The sequence below is a fragment of the Paenibacillus soyae genome (assembly GCF_024623455.1).
Classification (GTDB): Bacteria; Bacillota; Bacilli; order Paenibacillales; family Paenibacillaceae; genus Pristimantibacillus; species Pristimantibacillus soyae.
In genome coordinates, this window is the sequence record NZ_JANIPJ010000016.1 from 145903 (window position 1) to 167331 (window position 21429).

A 21429-nucleotide genomic window follows, 5' to 3' on the forward strand; every position below is an offset into this window, starting at 1 on the left:
TGCTCCATGACAAAAAAGTCAAACGCGTTCATACGGCATGGAGACTCGAGAGCGGAGCCGTGATGGTGTACGAGTATATGTCAAGCAGCGTTCCGCCATCCAGCATATGCTTTTTTGAAAATATAGAAGAATACACGGATGCTTGCGAAGAAGTCAGTTGGTTATCCGATCCTAACCGACGATTCTAAACTAAGCCTGCGATGCGAAATAATCCGACGCTTGTTTCCTTGGGAAGCAGGCGTCTCTTTCATCATCCCAACCGTATGCCCTCCAAAATGCGCTGAGCCGCCATGCAGAGCTCCAATTGTCGGTAGCCGAGTCCTTGGACGTTCTTCAGGGGGCCGTTGATGGCGGAGCGTGCCCAATCGGGAAAGCGGTAGACGGCGAATCTATCCATCCCTTTGGCTGAGGCCAGCGCCTCCGTCAGACGGACGATGAAGGTGATGGAGGAGGCGTCGGCCCCGAGGCGCATGCTGCCGGACAGCTTTGGCACGATGACCCTGCTCCACAGCTCCCGTGCAGGAATACCGTTTGCGCCGAGCATGCGCCCGATCGCAAGCAGCTTGGCATCGGGAAGCGAAGCCAGCAGCTCGTCGCAGGCTTCTTCGGTTAAGCCGTCCATATCAATGCAGTAATAGCGGCCTTGCAAGCTCCTCAGCAGCCTAATCGCGTCGTAATAACCCATGCTCATGCTGCGGCGTATCGCTTCGGGGTTAAAGCTCATCGTGCCGCCCAGCGGCTCGGAGGGCGAGATCGTCGTAATCTTGAGGTCGGAATAGCGGATTTTACGCGTCACGCCGAAGCTGAACGTTCGGACCGCGACAATGTTCTTATAGCCTTTGAGGGCGAGCATGTTGATCGGACAATTGTCGTACAGCCCGCCGTCGATGAACGCTTTATCGTCAATGAACGTCGTCTGAAAGCCGGGGTAAGAGGCGCTTGCCATCAGATAGTCCACCATGCGGCCCTGCGGAATATCCTCCTTATAGAGCTCGAGCGGCGCCCGATCGGTCAAGGAGACCGTCACGAGGCCGAAGTCCGCGGCGGCAGCGCGCAGCCGGCTTTCATCGACGAGGGATTCGATCAGCAGGCGCATCTTCCGAGTATCCATGCCTCTGTCCGCGATCAGCCTCTTCGTGCGGGCGGCCAAGTGCCGCAAGGCGGCCGTATCGAGCTTCCGCCGCATGAGCAAGCGGTATTCTTCGTCGCTCAAATCGAAGATCGAACGGGCGTCCAGCTGTTCCCACACCTGATACCCGAGCTCGAAGTCCCCTTGCGCGATGACGGCACCGTTCAGGGCGCCGATCGAGGTGCCGGCGATGGCGTCAAAGGTATGGCCGGCCTCCCGGTAGGCCTTCGCCACACCCATATGATAAGCGCCCTTGGCGCCGCCCCCCTCAAGCGCGAGCGCCAGCTTGCCTGTATTCGTTGCTGTCACGTGTCCCCGGTCCTCCTTTATTACTCGTTTTGTCATTATTAGCTTTCAAGTGGAGTCGTCAAGTCAATATTCCTTGAAGGATAGCTAAGTCTATTATAAGCACGGTCAAACCGGGCGTACAATATGGCAGGCGCAAAGACGCAAAGCGGCCGCCATAGCTTGGCGGCGTTCATAGCGAACCCAAGCGCGGCGGCCGATTGACCATTTTTCAATTTCCCTTATCGTAACGCACTAATAGCTGGACGCTTTGCCTGCATGCCGTTCGCGATCGCGGCGCTCGGCGCCTGACAGCCATGCCGCAATCGAATCGCGGCCCGGGGACGCCGTTCTGCGCTCCGCTATGACATGCTCACCCGGCCCAACGACTGCAATACGGTCAGCCTGCGGGGCGCCAATGACGGCTCCATCCTCGATGATGGCGTTCTCGCCGATTATCGCTTTGTGAACGCGGACATGACGGCCAATCCTCGCGCCAGGCATAATGACGCTCTCGGAGACCAGACTTCCTCTGCCGACATACGAACCGGCGCCGATAATCGAGCGCTGCGCGCTGCCCTCCATCCGGCAATCCTTATCGAAGATACAGTCAGGGCGGATGGCGCCGCTCCGGCAGGCTTGGCGGACGGCAGTCGGCATTACTCCCGAATACAACGGCCAACGGGGCTCGGATAGGCGGAGAGTGCCGTCGAGCAGATCCATGTGGCCCTCCCACAAGCTGTCAACAGTGCCAACGTCCCGCCAGTATCCTTCGTAAGGATACGCGGTCAGGCGGGAGCCTTCCTTCAGCAGCTTCGTTATAATATCTTTGCCGAAATCGTGGCTGGAAGCCGGGTCGGCTGCATCCTGCGCCAACACTTCCTTAAGTTTGTCCGTGCGAAATATATAGATGCCCATGGAAGCCAGATTGCTTCTTGGGCGGGCCGGTTTCTCTTCGAATTCGACTATGCTGCGGTCATCGTTGGCATGCAGGATGCCGAAACGGCTTGCTTCATGCCAGGGTACCCGTTTCACCGCGATCGTAGCGGCTGCGCCGCTGCGAATATGCGCCTCCAGCATCGGACGGTAGTCCATTTGATAAATGTGATCGCCGGACAATAGGAGCACATGCTGCGGATTATGCTGTTCGATGAAGGAGAGATTGCGAAATATCGCATCCGCTGTTCCTGCGTAGCAGCCATCCGGAGAATGCTCGGAAGCCGGCAGCATCTCGATTCCGCCAAGATGCTTGGATGGGATGGCGTGAAGCCATGCGCTTCCATCGCCGATATGGCGGTGAACCGTGTCGGCGCAATATTGGGTCAATACGCCAATCCTGCGAATTCCCGAGTTTAGACAGTTGCTAAGCGGAAAATCAATCATGCGATACCGTCCCCCGAACGTGACGACGGGTTTTGCATGCGAAGCGGTTAGCGGCGCGAGTCGTCTGCCCTCGCCGCCCGCAAGCAGCATGGCGATGCAATCCATTTGAGTCATTGGCTTTTCCTCCAGATCTTCTTATTGGCAGGCAGCTCTCGCCGATTAGCCTTGTTAGCATGTAGTTACACGTTATTTCCCTCATTTGAAACATCATCCGCGTCGTTATTTTCGTATTATTCGATCTGACGCCATGCGATTCGGAATCCGTTCGGCTCAAGCCCGATTGCCAGCCGGCCGTCCGGGTTGTCCATCCGCTCGCCGGTTAACGCGTCGCGCCATCCGCCGGCTATCATGGGATGCGACAGCTCCACATGCTCATCCGAACGGTTCATCCATACGGTAAAATGCTCGTTGCCGTCCATCCGTTCGTAAATGAGGGAGCCGCCGTCCGTCTCAGCCGACAATATGCGGAACCGGCCGCCGCGCAGGACGGCATGCTCTTTCCTAAGAGAGATAAGCATCTTGTAGAAGGAGAAGAGGTCACGGTTCTGCGAGTCCTCGTCCCAGACCATACATTTGCGGCAGTCAGGGTCATCGCCGCCGTCCATGCCGAACTCATCGCCGTAATACACGCAAGGCAGGCCCATGGTCGTCATCTGATAGACGACGGCTTGCTTCAGCCGCCCGATGTCGCCATCGCAGCGGGTCATCGCGCGCGGAATGTCATGACTCGACAACAGGTTAAACAGCGTTTCATTCGTTTGTTGCGGATACCGCATCAGAAGCTTGCTCATCCGGTCCGAGAATTGGGCCGGCGAGATCGTCCGATCGGCGAAAAAGCTTAGCACCAGCTCCGTCCATGGATAGTTCATCACCGAATCGAACTGGTCGCCGAGCAGCCAGCGCAGCGAATCGCTCCATACCTCGCCTACGATAAACGCATCCTTGTTCGCCTTCTTGACCGCTCTTCGGAAATCGCGCCAGAAGCAGTGATCCACTTCATTGGCGACATCGAGCCGCCAGCCGTCGATTCCGGTCTCCTTCATCCAATGAACGGCGGTACCGATCAAATACCGCTTGACGTCCGGATTAGCCGTATTCAGCTTTGGCATATGGCCATAGAAGCCAAACGTATCGTAATTCGGCACGCCGTCCCGTACCTCGACAGGGAATTGACCCAGATGGAACCAGTCCTTGTATTCCGACTGCTCGCCTTTCTCCAGGACATCCTGGAAAGGTTGGAACCGCTCGCTCGCATGATTGAATACGGCGTCCAGAATGACGCGTATGCCATGGTCATGGCACATCTGGACCAGCTTCTTCAATATCTCCTTGTCCCCGAACTGCGGATCCACCTCGCGGTAATCAATGGTGTCGTATTTATGGTTCGAGGGGGAGCGGAAGACCGGAGTAAGGTAAACGGCGTTGACGCCCAGCTCGTTCAAGTGGCCGATGCGGTTCATGATGCCTTGTAGATCTCCTCCGAAAAAAGAATCGCCTTCCGGCTTCTCTCCCCATGGCAACGTGCCATCAGGATCATTGGAGCGGTCCCCATTCTCGAAACGATCGGGAATGATCTGATAGAAAACGGCTTCCTTGGCCCATTCCGGGGCGTCGAATAGATCGACGGCATGGATGTAATGCCCTTCGAAATACCCGGCTGCCGGGGCAGGCTGCTCGGAGGAGAAGCCGTCTTCGGTCAGCCAGACCGTCTCCTCGCCGCTGTGCAGGCGGAAGCCGTAGCTGAACCGCTTGAATTCCGGCCGGATGACGGCCTCCCAGTAATCATGCAGGCTATCCGTCGCGATATGGTCCATTTCGATTTCTTGGCAATGATGCTCCCAGTCGTATTTATCTCCCGCAACGGCAATTACTCGCTCGACATCGTCGCGTTTGGTTCTTAGTCGCAGGTGGAAGGTATCGGGATCGTAAGCATACGCCCATCTGTGGCTCGGGGAATGGTAGATGCTCTCTAATTGCATGGGGTCATCTCCTTTGTACTCATCGTAATGGCTTTATTGATGGAGTACCCTAGTTTCCACTGTGATTAAACAGTGGATATGGAGATCGCAAAAGAAACAGCCAGGTAAATTCCCGGCTGTCTCTGACGTGTTATATAGAATAACGGATTAAGACGGGCAAGGAACGCCTCCCCAAGCGGCAAGCTCCATCTCGAAATCGCTCGCAAAATCCGGGCTGACCGGCGTGACGCGCACGTTGACGTTAGCCTTCCAAATGTCGATCGGGACGCTCGGCGCAACGCCCTCATAGACGTACAGCCCCTTGGCCAGCTGCTGTACGGGATCCAGCTTCGCCTTCCAGATGCCGCGACGGCCGTCGGAGCCGACGGCCTCCACGCGAACGTCCTTGTGCCAGATCACGCCGAGCTCGATTTCCGCGCGGAAGGCGACCTTGTTCAGGCCGATCCTGCTGCTATGGTCATCCAGAATATCCACCTTCCTGACATGGACGGCAGACCAATGGCCGCGGATGAATTGCTTGTAGGCGGCCACTCTAGAAGCGACCTCGAACTGATCCGCGACGAACCGTCTTCCCCTTGCGGTTGCCGGTACGTAAATGTTGTTCCAGTAATCGCTTACCATTCTGTGGGTATTATAGACGGGCGCAAGCGAGCAGATCGATTCCTTCATCCTATTGGTCCATTCCATCGGGAACGAGCGCTCGCCCCGCTTGTAGAACAACGGAACAATTTCTTCTTCGAGCAGGCGGTAGAGGGTGTCGCTGTCCTGCTGCTCTTGCAGGTCGGCGGAGGTGTCCGTCGCGCCTTCGATGGCCCAGCCGTTCCGCCCGTTGTAGCCTTCCACCCACCATCCGTCCAGCACGCTGCAGTTGAGCACGCCGTTCATGGCCGCCTTTTGCCCGCTTGTGCCGCTGGCTTCCATGGGCTTAACCGGCGTGTTCAGCCAGACGTCAACGCCTTGAACGAGCTTTTTCGCCTTATCCATCGCATAGTTCTCCACGATGTGCACGCGGTCTTTGAACCGCTCCTCCCGGGATAGCTCCACGATTTTTTGAATGAGCTCCTTGCCTGGTCCATCCGCAGGATGCGCCTTGCCGGCGAACACAAGGCAGACCGGGCGCTGCGGATCGCCAACAATGCGCGCGAGCCGCTCCAGGTCGCGGAAGATGAGCAGCGCCCGCTTATAAGTCGCGAACCGCCTCGCGAAACCGATGATCAAAGGCCCGTCGCCGGACATATCAATCGGCAGGTCCAGCTCGCGAACCATCTCGGATTTCGCCCTCTGATGCTCCTCCCACAGCTCGGCGGCCGGGATATCCCGAACCGAAGACCATACGTCCCGCTCTTGCGTGCGGACGGCCCAGCCGGACGGGAGATGCCGGTCGAACAGCCTCTTCATCCCGTCAGCCAGCCACGTCCCGATATGAACGCCGTTCGTGACCGAATCTACGGGAATGTCTTGCCTCGGTATATACGGCATCCAGCGGTGGAAGAGGTCCTGCGTGACCTCGCCGTGCAGCTTGCTCACCCCGTTCACCTTCGAAGACGTGCTGACCGCAAGCCGCGTCATGTTGAACGCGCCGTCCACCCGGCCAAGCGACAGAATCCGTTCCCTGTCCGTCCCGAGCTGCCAGTAATAGTGGGAGAAATAACGGTCTATGAGGTCGATGGGGAAGACGTCGTGCCCGGCCGGAACCGGAGTGTGCGTGGTAAAAACGGTACTCGCCTTGACGGCTTCGAGCGCCGTCTCGAACGGCACGCCTTCCGCGGAAAGCGTGCGGATGCGCTCAAGCGCCAGGAACGCGGAGTGGCCTTCATTCATATGCCAGACGTCCGGCTGAATGCCCAGCGCGGCAAGCAGTCTGGCGCCGCCGATTCCGAGGAGAATCTCCTGGCTGATCCGTACATTCGGATCGCTCGGATAGAGCGTGTCGGTCAACCGGCGATCCTCGCCGCTGTTCGAATCCACGTCGGTATTGAGCAGGTAGAGCGTAACCGAGCCCACCTGCACGGACCATGCTTTCGCATATACTTGCCTGCCGTCTATCGTCACTTCGATGACGAGCGGCTTCTCTTCGGCATCCCTCACAAGCTGAACAGGGTAGATGCTCGCATCCGGGTCGATAGGGGGATAAAGCTGCTGCTGCGCGCCGTCTTCGTCGATTCTTTGTTGGAAATACCCTTTACTATAAAATAGGCCTACGCCCGTAAGCGGAATATTCAGATCTGCGGCCGCCTTAATATGATCGCCTGCCAATACGCCAAGGCCGCCCGAATAAATTGGCAAGGATTCGTCAAGCCCGAATTCTGCCGAGAAATAAGCTACACCGCCTTTTGGCATGATCCCACCTCATTTTCGCGAATTATTGCGCTTCTGCCATGTAAGCGACTGACTTGATGCCTATATACTATATGCCGGGCAGCAGAGCGCGTGCCTATCGCAAGCGGGGGTCAGGGAGAACGAGACACCTGCGGAAATAACCATAACGAAAGGCCGCTTCGGACGGAAGCGGCCTTTCGTTACGGTTACACATTCATTCTTGGCGGCTCTTCCAGCCAGCCTTTGGTCATCATCAGCTCCGCGCCTTGCATGGTGTATTCGAATATGTCTTTAGCGAATACTGCTGATTTCGCCGCTATGTCATGGCGCAAATTGAACGCGCCGCTGAAGCCTACGCCGCCGAGACTAAAGCCGCCTAGAAGATAGGTACAGAACATCATCAGCCTTTCGGAAAAAGGGGCTTCCGTTGAGGGTGCTACTGTACCGCCCGGGGAGGCAGGCGGCCGAATGTCGCTCTGGACAAGGACTTGCTCCGTTTCTAACATGATTTCTTTTGTAAGCTCAAGCCCTTTGGAAAAATATTGTTTCACCTCTTCATCCTTCGAGCATTGCGCAAAGCCTTTCATTAATTTCATGCCTGTACTGTTGGTTTCCAAGTTAAGATACATAATCCCGTATTCCACCGTATTAATGGCTCTCTTGTGCCCGAACAGATTCGTGCCCTTCATGTAATCCTTGCTCGTTATGTAATCGACGGAAGTAGGCATCGTTGTGTAATTAGGCTGCGTGAGGTAGTCTTTGGCAAGAAGGTATTGCGTGAAATGCTCATAATAGGTTTGCGTCAGCTCGGTTAGCTGCTTGTAGAGCTTAACAATATCTTCGCGATAGGATATCGTCATATGCAGCACGTACATGCCCATGCTGATTTCCTTCAGCACGCGGCAGAATAGTATATCAAAGCCGTTGTCCCACAGCTTGGGCACATTCAAATGTACATCTTCCTCCGTAAATCCGATCGGAGTCGCCGCGCCTTCATTCTTAAACATCGTTTTAATGGTAATCACTTTTTCATGAAGCTTCTCCTGCAGCTCCGACATCAGCTCTTTTGCTTTGGAATCGTCAGCTTTCTCGATAAAATAATCCAATATCCGAAGAATCATCGTTTTTTTGTGGTATGTCGTCCATAAGGCGCCGAGCTCCGCCGCGCTCATTTTCATTTGATTAGACATAAATATTGTCCTCCCGTTAATTGTTAAGGATAATTTGCACATTTATCCCAAAAATTAATCCGGAGATTATATTTCGTTCTTCGCCTTCTCCACCATGCGGATGGCTTCGGTCCGGTCGGCGGCATGGAGCTTGTTCAGGATTAACGTCACGTAATTGGAGACGGTCTTCGCCGTGAGGTCCATCGCGGCGCCGATCTGGGCGTTCGAATACCCTTCGGCCATGTAATGCAGAACCTCTTTCTCCCGGGCGGTTAATTGGGAGAACTGGTCCAGACGGGATACGGGGCGGGTCGCGATGTCGATCATTCGCGCGGCGACTTCCGCGCTGAAGATCGCTTCCCCCGCGGTTACCGCGCGGATGGCCCGAATGATCTCGTCTTTATCGGCGTCCTTGAGGAAGTAGCCTCTAGCGCCCGTCTTCAGGGCGGACAGGACCGATGTATCGTCCTGATGCATCGTCAAGAACAGGATTTGCACGTCGGGATAATGCTTCTTGATATGCCGGGCGGCATCCACGCCGTTCATGCCGGGCATCCGGATATCCATTAAGATCACGTCGGGCGATTCCCGCTCGCAGAGCGCAATCGCCTCTTCGCCGTTCGTCGCTTCCCCCGCAACCTCCATATCGTCCACCGTCTCCAGGATCGTTCTTAGCCCCTTGCGATACATCGGGTGATCATCGGCGATGAGGATTTTCCATATTTTCAATCAACGACACTCCAATCGGTATGTATTTGCACAGGAATCCATGTCGATACCCGGGTTCCGCCTTCTTCGGCATTGCCGATCCGGCTCCTTCCGCCGAGCTCCTCGGCTCTCTCCCGGATGGAGGTTAATCCCACTCCGCCCGCCTGGGCTCTCGATGCGGGTCTATTCGCGAGGGGGATGCCTACACCGTCATCCATAACTTCCACATACAGCTCTTCGGTCTGAGGCCCTGCCTGCAAGGCAAGCGTAACCTGGCATGTATTCGCTTTGGAATGCTTAACGACATTGGCCAGCGCCTCGGATACGATGCGGTATACGGCAACCTCAACCGCGGCGGGCAAGGGGGGGAGCGTATCGGGAGACGATACTTCGAATCGGATCCGTTCGCCGTATCCATTCGCGTTCTGAATATACATCAGACGTTCCGCCTGCTGACGGATCGCTCCCAAGAGTCCGTACTGATCCAGAGCCGGCGGACGCAGATTATGAACGAAATCGCGTATGTCGCTGACCATGACCCGAATGTCGGATTCAAGCTCCCCGGCAATGGCTTCGGCCCTGGCAGGATCCTTGCGGATCAGCTTATTCGCCGCCGAAGCGAATAGCGCGAGGGAAGCGAGCCGGGGGGCCAAGTCGTCATGCAGATTGTTGCGAATCGTCCGTCTCTCCTCTTCGCGCGCGTAGATGAGCCTCTCTCTGGAGCTATGGAGCTCCTGCATGAGGCGGTTAATATCGAGGGATTGCTTCAGTCCATGCACGATTCGGGACGCCTCCCTGCCGAGCAGCTGAAGAAGCTTATGATCCGCGGCGCTCAGCGGCTCATCCGGCGTTCGCGGCGTGACGATCAGGCTGCCGAGCTCCTCGCCGCCCATGACCAGCGGGAATCGGATGGCCCCTTCTTCAGAGGGGGATCCGGCCGCGGCCGCTTCCCGTTCCATTCCGTTCACGAGAATCGTAATGGAAGCGTGCGGCAGCCGAAGCATCTCTTTAATGGTTGTGACGACCGTGCCGAGGACCTGCTCCGGCGCATGGGGCTCCTTCAACCGGTCGCCGAGTCCGACCAGGAAGGAGACGGGATTCTCTCTTTTGCCATACAGAATCCGGTTAACCAGCTTATCCAGGCTTTCCTTCAGAGGGCTGAACAAGACGGCGACAAGCCCCGTCGCGATGAGCGGATACATACCGCTTTTGGTTTGGAACACAAGAGTCAGATACCAGACCGTGGCCATATAGATGCCGAACACCAGAATAAGGAGGAGCGCGTAGACAACGCTTTTGCGAACGATGGGGGGGACGCCCCATAACCGATATTTTAACAAGGCCGCGCCAAGGGAGAACGGAATGGGCAGTATCGTCAGACGGACCAGAAGATCCAGCCAAAACACGCTGTTCCCGTAAAGATGCGGCCAAATTAACAGCAGCAGGTTGACGCAGATCAGGGCGACGAAGGCCCCGATAAATCCGAATGCGACCTTGCGGATCGCCTGTTTTGCTTCAATGGAGTCATTCTCGCGATATTGCGTGAATTGGCTGTACGCCAACGTGCCGAAAAATAGGATAACCCAGCTTAACGACAGCCACAACGGCCAATGTTTCGTGTGAATCCCGGAGAAGGGCAAGTAATCGGGCACATATCGGACAACGAAGGCGGCGACGGCTACTGCTCCCAGCCATTTGCGGGTCATGCGGCCGCTCGGAAACAATAATGCAAATAACATAAAGCCCGGCATTCCGATGCTCTGCGCGAGAGGAGTTAGGAGCTCCGAGCCGCCCCACTGTCTGAAGGCAAGATCCCCGAACGCGAACGCGATCAGGGCAAGCGCCGTTATGGAGCCGACGACGTCCTTCGGCTTCAACAAGAGAATCAGGACAGCGACAAGGGCATAACAAGCAAAGAAAAGCAAATCCATTCCGATATGGAGCGCGGCTAAGCCCGAGGCGGTAAATCCCAGCGACTTGCCCCAATCGGCTGGCAGAGGGCTTATCGTCGTATCCGAGCATTCTCTTGACGAGCTGAAGCAGGAGCTCTGAAGATAGTCGAAATACGAAGGCAGCGAGGCCAAATAGCTTAAGAGGAGGAACAGGCAGCTCGCGACGATTCCGATATGCAACGCAAAGAGCCACCGGGATTGCCGGTGGCCGTGCTTCCTTATATGCGATTGGAGTACAGGCTTCTGTAAAGCCGTCATGAATGCTTTCACCTCATTCGTTTGCTGTGAACTACGGCGGCGGCGTGGATGATGCCGTAGACGATAGACGCGATCCCGCCCGCGATGCCCCAGCTGCCCGGATGGCCCGGAACCGCAAGGGCCGAAGCGCCAAGGTACACAAAAGTGATGCTTACGATTAGCCCGAGCGCGAACGAACCTGTTCGCCGCGAGGCGGCCAGCCATCCGCCGTATAACAATACAATCAGCATCGCCGCATGCTCGCCCCAGCGGAACTGCTCTTCCGTCTCCGACCACTGCTGAATGCCCGAATGGATGGCCACCGGCAGCAGAATGATCGCAGCGATGGCCGTCAACACGAGGAGCGGACGGGAGTATCCGGCGGAGGGCTCCAGCCGCACCGCGGAAGACCGATTGTGATAGAACGCGTACAACACCGCGAGCGTGATGAGAAACATGACGAATACGAATGCTTTCATCAAGGCAAGCTTCGGAGCGGTAACGGCAAATGTCGCCAGAAAGACCAGGTGGCCGGCCATATAGAAGTGCAGCAGCATCGGCTTCTCGAAAGGCCGGCGCAGCAGGGCGATCAGGCTTCCGCCGAACAGGAAGGCGAGCAGGGCGCCATGCGAGGCCGCAAGCCAGCGATAGGAATCGGGTACGAACGATTCGCCTTCGCAGCCCGCGCCGCAGTCCGACGGCAGCCAAGGCTCCAAGGCCTCCGTGGCCCCCTGCAGGAAGAAAAATCCAAACAGCGTAAACAGTACCGCGACAACGGCGAAGCCGATCCGCTTCCAGCGTTTGGGCTGGTTTTCCATCGTCGTTTTCAAATTCAAATTCATTTCGTGATATCCCCTCTCATTGGTCATGAGATCAGCTTATCGGAACAGCGTCCCTGCCCAATAGAGGAGATTTCCCGATTGTTCGGGAAAGATGTCGGGAAATATATTCGCTTCTAGAGAAGCATTATCCTGCTGCTAGCGTTTATTTCTCAAACTCCCTATAGAAATCATCTCGTATTTCGGATACCGCCAGGTAGCAGGCTTTCCCGTCCAACAGCCTTGCCGGCACCCGCCATACCTCGCCGTAATAGAAGCTGTCGGCGATCAATACTCCATCCGCATAGATCTGCGCGGCATCGCCGTAATAATCGATAGAGACAAAGCCTTGCGAGCCTTTCACCGCGATTTTCTGCCAGGTAATCTTCCTTTCTCCGCCAATATGCAGCTCGTCCGTATGCTGCGGATCGAAGGGAGGTCCTTCTACATTCTCGAACGTAACGACAGGCTCCGCATAAGGCCGGTGAATGGAGTCTTGCTCGAAGCTTTCCCCGTTCCAACGCCACATTCGGAAGTCTCCAGCCGCAACCGTGCGTATTTCGTCATCCTGTTTGTACAGGTCGCAGCCTTCGCCGATATAAAGCTTGCCATCCAGCCTGCGCAAATATAGGGCTTGTTCCCAGGTGAGAGTGACAATCGAAGCGCGCTCCGCCTTCACGAGCGATTCAAGTCCCGCCTCAGACTTGAAGCTACGACCATCGGCGAATCGATATTCCGCGGCGATGCCGGGTATTTGCACGAAGAAATACGTATCTCCCTGTTTGCATACAGGCTGCGCCGTTGCATACTCCAGCACATCCCCCGACAAATTCATCCGGAATGGAAGGAAGAAGCTGATATCTCCGCATACGTCAATGGGAGGGAAGGTCACGATGCCCGTATCGATCACCGCAGCATGAATGTCATCGAGCTTCGCGAGTCTTTGGTAATGGTTGACGAATACGAATCCGCTGCTGCCATCCGTACGCATCGCGTACCGCAGCGAGGAAGTGTCGTCCCGTTTCACGCTATGCTCGGCTTCCACTCTAACCATCGGCGCGAACGCTTCTTCGAAATCCTGAACGAACAAGTGGAGGAGATTCAGCATTCGGTATTGCTCTCTCGCTTCGCCATACTCCGATAAGGCCGTCTGATAATCATACGAGAGAATCGGATAATCATTCGGATACCCCGTCGCCTTCGACTCCTGGAACGTCGAGAGCTTGCCGATCTGATTCGTGCCGCCATGATAGACGTAATAGCCGATCAAGTTATTCCCGTCGCCGAGCTTGACAAGGGATAAGGAATAGATGTCGATGCCCTTCACGATGTATCTGCGGTGATGCGTCGATTGCAGACCGCCGCCTAACTCGCACGTAGCGAAAGGATACCGTTCATACGGGAGCTGCCATTCTCCGTCTTCTTCCGTCCGAGCAGGCATCAGATCGGCTCCGATCCCCGTATCATTGCGCATGCCGGTAAAAAAGTAATGGGGCGACGGAGGCAGCGGAGTGAGCCGGTCATCCCACGGCGCGTCGCAGTAGCCCCCGAATACGGGAACGACCTCGTCGACGGGAATTTGGGCACCCGCAACCGCATTCCATCCCGTAACCGTATAGAGAGGCGCAATCATCCCGCAGCTCACGGCCATTTCCTTGAGGGTGGCCAAGTGCTCGGCGTCGTTCGTCAGCTCGTTGTCCAGTTGGACGGCAAGGATAGGACCTCCGTCTTTGTAGAAAAGTCCCTGAACCTGCTCCGAAATTTTCTCATAGTAGATTCGTACTTTCTCCAGGTACTCAGGATTATTTGCACGCAGCTTGAAAGGCTTCCGGAGCAGCCAGTCCGGGTACCCGCCATTCCGGCATTCGCCATGCGCCCAAGGGCCGATTCGAATAACGACCTCGAGTCCAGCCCGTTTGCAATCCAATACGAAAGCGCGCAGATCATTGTCGCCGGCGAAGTCGAATTCGCCTTCGATTTCTTCGTGGTAGATCCAGAACACGTAAGTAGATACGAGCGTAATGCCGCCTGCTTTCATTTTGCACAGCTCTTCATACCAGTCATGACAGTTATACCTGGAAAAATGGAACTCGCCCATCACGCCTATCCATGGTTTTCCTCCGCGCGTAAAATATAAGCTCGTCACATCGATTCTTTCGTCGGACGGATTTTCTCCTCCGAGATTCAAATGATTCTCCAGCAGCGCCGGCTGCTGGAACGCCTTAAATCTATACATAGCCGCCATCCCTTCTTGTTCCTGCTTTGATGACATTGTAGCTTAGCCGGCGACCATGCCGTTAGGATTTTCGCAATAGAAAAATAGCAGAAAATGAACATGACTCCATAATAGATGTATAATAGATGGAGACAAGATAGAAGGATACGAAGGAGGCAGGCAGGCATGTTACCGTTCAGACTCTTTCATCATACAGGCGAACTGGATTTGCCCTTATCCTTATACAGCTGCGGCTTACATCCCCAGCATGCTATTGATAGACCGATCGGATATCCAACGTTTCAATGCATGATTTGCTTTGCCGGATCTGGGACCTTTCAATTGGAAGGCACTCCTTCCATAGAGCTTAGAAGGGGAGAGCTCATGTTCGTGCCAAGCAAGCTTGCTCATTCATACAGTCCATCCGAGACAGAGCCATGGATTTTAGGTTATATGGGATTCGAGGGGTCCTTCGCGGATTCCTTCCTTGGCGCGCTTCGGCTTCCTATGATGAAACCAATAGCAATAAATGAACATGAGGTCGTTCAACTGGAATCGGAGCTTCGGCAGCTCTGGCACATGAGCGAGCGGGAGGGGGAGAATGCCTATCGCGAGGCTTCGACCAAAATTTATCATCTATTAACTTATATCGCTGCGATTGTCTGTAAAGAGAAGCCGGTCCCTTCTAATCGGAGCCATGCGGGCACAAAGGAGCAGCTTTGCATTTCCGTTCAATATATGGAGCAGCATTATATGGAGGACTTGAGCCTGGCGAATATAGCTTATGCGGTTGGTTATTCGAAGCAGCATTTTCAGCGGAAGTTCAAGGAGCTATACGGCATGAATCCCAAACCTTATTTGCAGCGGCTTAGACTGCTTAAGGGTATTCAGCTGCTAGAAGAGGATTCGGGACTGTCTATCGGAGAAATCGCGGCGAGGGTGGGGATGGAGCTGAACTACTTCGTGCGTTTGTTTAAATGGAAGCATGGAACGACTCCGGCGAAATATCGATCAAGCTTTAGGGAATTCAGCAGGGAATTCGGCGAACGGCATAAGCCATGACACCACAAAAGAGCCTGTTGATCCGCTTAATCGGATGAACAGGCTCTTCCTTCATCGATCTATTCCATCTTATAGCTTATGGAACAAGTTCAAGATGGCTTGCGCGGTTTCGGCGCGGTTGGCGTCGGAAGCGGGATCGAAGATACCGTTTCCTTTGCCTTGCAGAAGTCCCGAGGCGATGGTTTTATTCACGCCATCTACAGCCCATGAGGAGATGCTTGATCCATCCTCGAGTTCGGCTGTTTCTTGGCCGGTCTCTTCAATTGCGCCGTTCTTGTACTCATAGGCGCGAACGAGCAGTACCGCCATTTGTTCGCGGGTAATCTCCGCGTTAGGATCGAATCGGTTATCCGATACTCCCGAGACAAGTCCCGCCTCATAGGCGATCGCGACTTCATTCGCATACCACTCTTCCGCCCCAACATCGTCGAACGGAACGGCGCCCGCAGCCTTCGTCAAGCTTAGAGCCCGCACCACCAAGGATGCGAACTCGGCGCGAGTCGTCTTTCCATTAGGCGAGAAGAGCGTATCGCTTGTGCCGTTAATGAGATGCTTCGCCGCTAGTACTTCCAGCGTCCGGGCAGCCCAGTGGTTCGAAGGAACGTCAGCGAATGACTTCGTGTACTCCAGAACCGCATATTTGCTCAGATGCTCCAGAGTCACCGTCACGCTATTGTTGTCCGCGTCTACGCTTCCTCCAACGTATTCCCACTCTTTGGCTTCTTCCTTGTAATAATAGATGCCGAGAAGCTCTTCGTCGGCTTCATTGCGATAAGGCAAGGAAACCTTGACTCCGCCGTCTACTTCGCTGATGTCGATAATTTGGTTGTTGAACTTCAGCGCAATCGTTATGTCGTAGACCGCGCCTGCAACTTCAACGCGAGCTCGACCGCCTTCAGCCGGAGCATTCGCGATCTCGCCTGAAGCCACTGGCGCGACGGTTACTTCAATACTTGCTCCGGACGGATTGCCCGCCTGAGTCAGCCATTGCTTCAGCGCATCTGCTTGAACGGTTAGAACCGCATTCGCGGCTTTCACCTGGAGGGTTAGTCCGCCGATATCCTGTACGGGAATGGACTTCGACGTTATGCCGCTGCCAAGCTCCACAATCGCTTTGTCTCCATCCTTTATTACAGTCGTTGGTACGGTTGGCACTGGCGTCGATGATCCAGGCTGGCTAGGAGGATTCGCTCGCGACCAGTGAGCGTAGATGGTGACGGGCGCGGCCGACAAATTGTCTTCAAAAACTCTGACGCCGTCGCTGTTGTAGTATTGCTCGCCATTCCCGCCGGTGTTCTCATAGAAGCCTTGGAACGAATAGCCGGCCCTTACGGGGCGGGTAATTCCAAGCGGCAGTTTGCCGCCGTAGTTGACCGACACGGTTGCCGTGCCGCCTGACCCGCTCTGAGGATCGAGAGTTATACTGTAGGCATTCGGCGTAAAGCGGGCGTAGAGAGTCAAATCGCCTACGGAGTTGACTTCGACGCTGGCGAGCTTGGAGCTCGGCTTGAATTGCGGGTCGGTAAACCAGCCGGCGAAGGTATGACCTTCCTTCGGACTCGGTTCGCTCAGATCAAATGTCGTCGTTTCAACGGTATAGGTGTCCGTTGCGCTGTCCGGCATGGCGGCGGCAGCTTCGCCGTCCCTATAGGTGATGGAGTAAGATGTAATCTCCCACTTGGCGAAGAGCGTCGTCGACGCCGTCACGGTATCCGTGTCAAAGCTCCAAGCTTCATTGTAAGCCGAATCCTTGTACCATCCCTCGAAACGGTAACCGTTTCTGACCGGCGGTACCGGTGCGGTAATGGTAGTGCCCCCCGCCACGTTCGGAATGGACATGACCGGGCTGCCTCCTTGGGAATCGAAATGGACGAGGAATTTGTCGGCTTCCAGCGCGATCCATCCGGCGTAGAGAGTCAACGCGTAGATGTGATCGTCGCCGAGAGTATTGACCACGGGAGCATTGAAATCATACTCCTGCGTGAAGGCCGGATCGGTGTACCATTTTCCGTCGAACAAATAGCCGCTGCGAGTCGGGTCGGTTGTCGGTCGGGTCGCTTGTTCGCCTTCCCGCACATATTGACTCGCGACCGCGCTGCCGCCCGACGTATCGAAAATGACGCCGTTGCGTCCCGGCGGGAAAACGCCGCTGGCTTCGAAGCCGATATTGTTGCCTGCGGCAAAGGCCGTGTCCCAGTTGGCGCGGGCGTTAGCGCCGCTGTCGGAGGAGCCGTTAATGCCAAAGCCCGAGTTTCCGGTGCCATAGAAATAAAGCTGCTCGTTATTAAGCATGGTGGCGGTAATCGCCGGTTGACCGGTTTGTTGCCCGGAGTTGTTATTGAATATGATCCCGCCGACGGCAGCCCGCGGCGCTTCGATCTTGTACCAATGAGTGTCGGCGCCATTGTATTTCATTCTTGTCATAGCGCCGCCGGGCCATCCGCCGAACAACTCGGGGTTGAAGCTGTAGGCCCACACGCCGGTGCTGGCCCAGGCTTGAAAGCCCGCATTCCGGTTGATGGAAAAATAAACGTTAACGTGTGTTGGTTCCTCGATCGGCGGGGCGACCTCCTCTTCAGGCTCGACCCGCGTGTAGGTAAATGCTTTGGTGATCCAATTCCCTCCGGCTGCCCGGCCCACTAACGTGACGGTGATAGGGTCGTTGTAGTTGCCGCTCACGGTGATGATGTCGTCATGGGCAAAGCTCACGGCGTCGCCGTTGTTAATGGCGTAGGAGGCATTGCTCACATTAGCAGCCGACATCCTGAGTCGGAGCTGATTGCCGGTAAAGCTATTGCCGGCGATCACGTCGTCATCGCTTGGCATTGCGGCAAGAATGGCGGGATTTGCGTTCTCCCTGTCCATTAGGACCACAAGGCCGGGGTTGGCATTGGTGTCGGTATTGGATATTTTGGCAGGGTTGCCGGGTATGGTACCGCTGATTCTGCCGTTCGATACGGTAAAGACGTTGGCCGGATTCAGCGCGTTAACATAATAGCCATCCTTCAAAAATTCCACTTCCACGCTGCCCAGAACACGGTCGGTTGTACTGGTGTTGATTAGCACCGCTCCGCCGCCGTCCGCGATTGTTCCGCGCTCGATCATGACGGCATTGTTGCCGAGGCTTACCAGATTCTCGTCCCGTCCCGCCATAGCGTTGTGGAACTGATTGACGGCCACGACCTCGGGATGGCTCCACTGAGGCCGGTTATTGTTTACGTTCTCTGCGGTCCGCACGCTCATTTTCTGTGTCCCGTCAGCGTTGATATTGCGGGCAAAAAAGAGGGGAGATGCGTCCTTGCGGGCGGCGATCATAGCCCAGCCCTGTCTAATCTGCTTCGGGCTGAAGCTCCGGGATTCTCCTTCGTTGTTGTAAGTGTCGTGGGATTCCACCCAAGGCACCAACCGGTCGGCCGTCAAACCTTCGGCGGCGTAATCCGCCCATTTGTCGAGACGGCCGATGTCCCCTACCTCGAGGACGCCGCGCACGTCATGCCCGTACATGGAGGCCGTCATGTCGATATATTTGGCATAGCCGGCCATCCTGTCGTTGTTCGGGTCTCCCCCTTGCAGCACCTCGCCGTACTGGAAGTTAACCTTGCCTTTCTCCTCGAAGTAGGCTTTGGCGGCGCCGGTCACGTTTTTCACATAATCGCTTGCGAAATTCCCATCGGGATATTTCGCATTCGTTGCGCCCGCGGCGATGCTGGCCGGGGAAGGCGCGTCGTCGTCCAGCTCGATATGCTTGATGGCGTCATAGCGGAAGCCGCTCGCGCCGGCGTCGATCATGCTCTTTAAGTACGCGATGAAGGCGTTTTGAACAAACGGGTTGTGCGTGTCCAGATCCCTTAGCCCCGGGATCATCTCCGGCTGGGTCAGAAGGAAACGGTCATTATAACCTACGTTGCCGCTCACATTGTGGATGTAGGTGTCAGCATTCCAAGGCTCATGCGCGCTGCCGCTCACGTGGTTAGCCACGACGTCGACGATGATCTTGATGCCGAGCTCTTCGGCGGCGGAGGTCAGGCTCTTAAAGGCGTTCAGGTCGCCGTATCGGTTGTCTAGGCCTCCAGCGATCATGTTGCGGGGAGTATAGGCCGCATACCATTCTTCCCCAGTGCCAACGCCCATAATGGGCGAAGTCTGGATCGCCGTATACCCGGCGTCGGCGATAGCCTGCAGATTTTCTTCGATGACATTTAAATTCCAGTCGAAGGCGTGCAGGATAACGCCGTCCCGGATACGTTCCGGGGTGGCGCCGCTTGCCGCGGAGGCTGCCGCCGTTGCAGGCGCATCCGTTATAGCTTCGGCCCGGGCCGTCGGCATGGCGAAGACCGAGGCCATCAGCGCGAGAGCAAGAAGCAGACTAAGGAAACGTTTTCGGTTCAGTTGATGGGTCTGTTTCATGGAAATGTTCAATCTCCTTATGGATAAAATGATAATGATAAAGTCTTTCACGAAAAACGTAGACTGTTACTTCCATACTGTGCCGTGTACATCACCGCCTAATGGTAAGATGACCTCGTCGAAACCGCTTTCAAAGGGAGCTATTCGATTTCTTCGCATGATCGCGACGCCCCCATTCTTCACCGAGATTTCCAAGCAACCCATGGTGAAATATTCCCCTTAAATATACCACCGCCCCAATAATGCCAAGGTAGAGATCGTTTGCGAGTGAGGACGATTATTATGCAAAAAAGAAACTCGTTCCGAAAATTTTCTATCTTCTTTTCATCGGTTGCAGTCCTTTGGCGGAAGGCCGGAATTCGGGTAGGATGATTCCATGAAATCAGGTGGATAAATTTTAGCGCGGGTTCACTGCTCCCCGTTTCGCGTTTCATGATTTTTTTCAGGCTAAGTTGGTTAAACTAACCAAGTTCTGAGCGGCGTTTCTCTGGGGGGACCTATGAATAATTACCGAAACATCGATAATAAATTCCGGCGCTACAAAGCTCATGTGAGTGTTGCCGGAACAACCCAGTTCCATATTCGAAATCCATACGTGATCGCTTGGTGGTCAGCGGCCTTTCCAGGGTTCGGACATCTATTGTTAAGCAAATATTTGCGCGGACTCGTTCTGTTTATCTGGGAGGTTATTGTAAACTACAACGCCAAGATTAACCTTGCCATGGTGCATAGCTTCTGCGGAAATATTGAACTGGCAAAGGATACGCTTGAGGTCAGGTGGATGTTGATGTATATCCCCGTCTATTTATTCGGGATATGGGACAGCTATCGGACTTGTGTGGACATGAACCACGTGTATTTGCTGACGGAGAGGGAGAATGCCCCTTTCAATTCATTTGCAATCGGCGCTCTCGAAATCAACTATTTGGATAAGCGGAATCCGGTTATGTCCGTATTATGGTCGCTCTTCATGCCGGGACTTGGGCAATTGCATATTCACCGGCTGTTAACGGCCTTCTTCTCCTTAGTCTGGACGATCATATTTTTATACTTCTCCAAGACGCTTGTCGCCGTCCACCATCTGTTTCTCGGAAACATTGCGAAAGCTACAGGAGTATTAGATATACAATGGCTCTTATATATGCCTTCCATGTGGGGGTTTGCCGTTTACGATTCTTACATGAATACGGTCGAGAATAACAAGCTGTTCGATTCCGAACAGAAAAGCTATCTGATTAAAGACTTTCAAAGCTCCGACTTTCGACTAAGGAAGGGAACGCGGTGGGACAAAACATGATGCAGATTTTTTCGGCTTTCGAGCATTCGGTCCATTTAGAATTGGCGATCAATTCGCTGGAGAAGAACGGAATTGGCAAACATGCCATGTTTGCCGTCCCCTTGACTAACCGCAAAACGAACCGAAGGCTGTTTGATTCGATTCATAATGCGGATGGGATCTCGCTCATTAGTACGGGAGCGGCCCTTGGAACCGCCTTGGCCGTCATCGGCGCCAGCGTCGGATTTAAACTGGAGTGGGGACCGATCTATTGGGGGCTGATCGGAGCAGCGAGCGGCTTTCTCTTGGGGCTCATGATCGACCTTTTCTATTACAAGGTCATTAAGAAACAGCGTAGCGCGTTACGAGGGAAACATCCGGATGTCATATTCATCGTGGAATGCGAAGAAGGGAAAGGGGACCTCGTGGAAGAGATATTGTGGCATCACTTTGCGCTAGGGACAGCTCGAATTATTTAACGCTCGTATTC

The 21429-nt window shown here is 54.9% G+C and carries 13 protein-coding genes; 3 read left to right on the top strand and 10 right to left on the bottom strand.

Going from position 1 to position 21429, the window contains the following annotated elements; translation table 11 throughout:
• Positions 1–250 precede the first annotated feature (250 nt).
• The 9 genes from NQZ67_RS20935 to NQZ67_RS20975 all read right to left on the bottom strand — a co-directional run bounded on the left by NQZ67_RS20935 (position 251) and on the right by NQZ67_RS20975 (position 14215).
• Positions 251–1438, bottom strand: coding sequence for a patatin-like phospholipase family protein (locus NQZ67_RS20935; RefSeq protein ID WP_257449696.1), 1188 nt, complete (start codon positions 1436–1438; stop codon positions 251–253).
• Positions 1439–1669: 231 nt separating this feature from the next.
• A complete protein-coding gene (locus tag NQZ67_RS20940) occupies positions 1670–2911 on the bottom strand; it encodes a sugar phosphate nucleotidyltransferase (protein WP_257449698.1) in 1242 nt (413 codons plus the stop codon).
• A gap of 116 nt (positions 2912–3027) precedes the next feature.
• Positions 3028–4776 carry an alpha-glycosidase gene (locus NQZ67_RS20945; protein WP_257449700.1) on the bottom strand — a complete coding sequence of 583 codons (1749 nt, stop codon included), beginning with the start codon at positions 4774–4776 and terminating at the stop codon, positions 3028–3030.
• A 147-nt stretch (positions 4777–4923) separates the two neighbouring features.
• On the bottom strand, positions 4924–7116 hold the full coding sequence (gene glgP, locus NQZ67_RS20950) for an alpha-glucan family phosphorylase (RefSeq protein WP_257449703.1): 2193 nt from the start codon (positions 7114–7116) through the stop codon (positions 4924–4926).
• Positions 7117–7301: 185 nt separating this feature from the next.
• Entirely contained in the window at positions 7302–8285 is a 984-nt protein-coding gene (locus NQZ67_RS20955; RefSeq protein ID WP_257449705.1) for a DUF3231 family protein, read from the bottom strand.
• Between the two features lie 66 nt (positions 8286–8351).
• Positions 8352–8993 (bottom strand): response regulator transcription factor, encoded by a 642-nt coding sequence (locus NQZ67_RS20960; protein WP_257449707.1) that lies wholly within the window; start codon positions 8991–8993, stop codon positions 8352–8354.
• Positions 8990–11182 carry a sensor histidine kinase gene (locus NQZ67_RS20965; RefSeq protein WP_257449709.1) on the bottom strand — a complete coding sequence of 731 codons (2193 nt, stop codon included), beginning with the start codon at positions 11180–11182 and terminating at the stop codon, positions 8990–8992. The genes NQZ67_RS20960 and NQZ67_RS20965 overlap by 4 nt, the downstream gene beginning before the upstream one ends.
• Positions 11183–11190: 8 nt before the next feature.
• Positions 11191–12003, bottom strand: a complete 813-nt coding sequence (locus tag NQZ67_RS20970; RefSeq protein ID WP_257449711.1) for a hypothetical protein — start codon at positions 12001–12003, stop codon at positions 11191–11193.
• A gap of 142 nt (positions 12004–12145) precedes the next feature.
• A complete protein-coding gene (locus NQZ67_RS20975; RefSeq protein WP_257449713.1) occupies positions 12146–14215 on the bottom strand; it encodes a beta-galactosidase in 2070 nt (689 codons plus the stop codon).
• 165 nt (positions 14216–14380) lie between these two features.
• On the opposite strand from NQZ67_RS20975, the gene NQZ67_RS20980 reads away from it, so the two are divergent.
• Positions 14381–15256 (top strand): helix-turn-helix domain-containing protein, encoded by an 876-nt coding sequence (locus NQZ67_RS20980; protein ID WP_257449715.1) that lies wholly within the window; start codon positions 14381–14383, stop codon positions 15254–15256.
• Between the two features lie 69 nt (positions 15257–15325).
• Here NQZ67_RS20980 and NQZ67_RS20985 read toward each other — a convergent pair whose 3' ends face one another.
• Positions 15326–19663 carry an InlB B-repeat-containing protein gene (locus NQZ67_RS20985; RefSeq protein ID WP_257449717.1) on the bottom strand — a complete coding sequence of 1446 codons (4338 nt, stop codon included), beginning with the start codon at positions 19661–19663 and terminating at the stop codon, positions 15326–15328.
• 499 nt (positions 19664–20162) lie between these two features.
• Between NQZ67_RS20985 and NQZ67_RS20990 the strand changes: the two genes are divergently transcribed.
• Positions 20163–20960 (top strand): hypothetical protein, encoded by a 798-nt coding sequence (locus NQZ67_RS20990; protein WP_257449719.1) that lies wholly within the window; start codon positions 20163–20165, stop codon positions 20958–20960.
• Complete coding sequence (locus NQZ67_RS20995; RefSeq protein ID WP_306812988.1) at positions 20957–21418, top strand: hypothetical protein; 462 nt, start codon at positions 20957–20959, stop codon at positions 21416–21418. The genes NQZ67_RS20990 and NQZ67_RS20995 overlap by 4 nt, the downstream gene beginning before the upstream one ends.
• The last annotated feature ends 11 nt before the right edge of the window (positions 21419–21429 follow it).

Excerpts from the sequence above, each read along its gene's own strand:
- NQZ67_RS20940 (WP_257449698.1), bottom strand. The coding sequence starts at position 2,911 with ATGACTCAAATGGATTGCATCGCCATGCTGCTTGCGGGCGGCGAGGGC.
- NQZ67_RS20945 (WP_257449700.1), bottom strand. The coding sequence starts at position 4,776 with ATGCAATTAGAGAGCATCTACCATTCCCCGAGCCACAGATGGGCGTAT.
- glgP (WP_257449703.1), bottom strand. The coding sequence starts at position 7,116 with ATGCCAAAAGGCGGTGTAGCTTATTTCTCGGCAGAATTCGGGCTTGAC.
- NQZ67_RS20955 (WP_257449705.1), bottom strand. The coding sequence starts at position 8,285 with ATGTCTAATCAAATGAAAATGAGCGCGGCGGAGCTCGGCGCCTTATGG.
- NQZ67_RS20965 (WP_257449709.1), bottom strand. The coding sequence starts at position 11,182 with ATGACGGCTTTACAGAAGCCTGTACTCCAATCGCATATAAGGAAGCAC.
- NQZ67_RS20970 (WP_257449711.1), bottom strand. The coding sequence starts at position 12,003 with ATGAATTTGAATTTGAAAACGACGATGGAAAACCAGCCCAAACGCTGG.
- NQZ67_RS20975 (WP_257449713.1), bottom strand. The coding sequence starts at position 14,215 with ATGTATAGATTTAAGGCGTTCCAGCAGCCGGCGCTGCTGGAGAATCAT.
- NQZ67_RS20980 (WP_257449715.1), top strand. The coding sequence starts at position 14,381 with ATGTTACCGTTCAGACTCTTTCATCATACAGGCGAACTGGATTTGCCC.
- NQZ67_RS20985 (WP_257449717.1), bottom strand. The coding sequence starts at position 19,663 with ATGAAACAGACCCATCAACTGAACCGAAAACGTTTCCTTAGTCTGCTT.
- NQZ67_RS20990 (WP_257449719.1), top strand. The coding sequence starts at position 20,163 with ATGAATAATTACCGAAACATCGATAATAAATTCCGGCGCTACAAAGCT.
- NQZ67_RS20995 (WP_306812988.1), top strand. The coding sequence starts at position 20,957 with ATGATGCAGATTTTTTCGGCTTTCGAGCATTCGGTCCATTTAGAATTG.